This is a genomic window from Enhygromyxa salina, assembly GCF_000737335.2.
Lineage (GTDB): Bacteria > Myxococcota_A > Polyangia > Nannocystales > Nannocystaceae > Plesiocystis > Plesiocystis salina_C.
This window is the reverse complement of sequence record NZ_JMCC02000320.1, coordinates 1-553: the sequence shown is the minus strand read 5'-3', so window position 1 is coordinate 553 and position 553 is coordinate 1. Positions and strand designations below refer to the sequence as shown.

Below are 553 nucleotides of genomic sequence, written 5' to 3'. Positions count from 1 at the left end.
AACCACCGTTATGTCGTTGTTCTCGCCGACCAGGTTTTCCGCCAGCGTGCCGCCAACCTGGCCGGCGCCCAGAATGATAATTTTCATTGCGTCTCGTGCTCTTTGGTTAGTGCGCTTTTATCAGCTTAGCGTAGAAAAATCCGTCTCCGCCGTCGATGGTCGGAAAGACCTGTAGCCCGCTGGTTTTGCCGCCCGGCAAGGCTTCGGCGCGTGCGTCGGCGTGGCGCGACAGAAAGGCGGCGATCTGCGCCTCGTTCTCATCCGGCAGCACAGAGCAGGTCGCATACAGCAGGGTACCGCCTGGTTTCAGATGCGGCCAGATAGCGTCAAGAATTTCGCGCTGCAGCGAAGCCAGCTCGGCGATATCCCGATCGCGACGGAGCCACTTGATGTCGGGATGACGGCGGATAACGCCAGTGGCGGAGCAGGGCGCGTCCAGCAAAATACGATCGAACTGACGCTCGCCGCACCACGCCGCCGGGGTACGTCCATCTCCCTGTTTTACCTCTGCCTGCATATCAAGGCGCTGCAGGTTCTCTTTAACGCGCGTCAG

1 protein-coding gene and 1 pseudogene are annotated in these 553 nt (G+C 60.2%); both read right to left on the bottom strand.

The genetic code is table 11. From position 1 onward, the window contains the following. Positions 1-87, bottom strand: an 87-nt coding sequence (locus DB30_RS43405) for a hypothetical protein (RefSeq protein ID WP_420870712.1), incomplete at its 3' end; no start/stop codon positions are given. 19 nt (positions 88-106) lie between these two features. Then, a pseudogene (locus DB30_RS41080) lies at positions 107-553 on the bottom strand (16S rRNA (cytosine(967)-C(5))-methyltransferase RsmB); the annotation flags it as partial.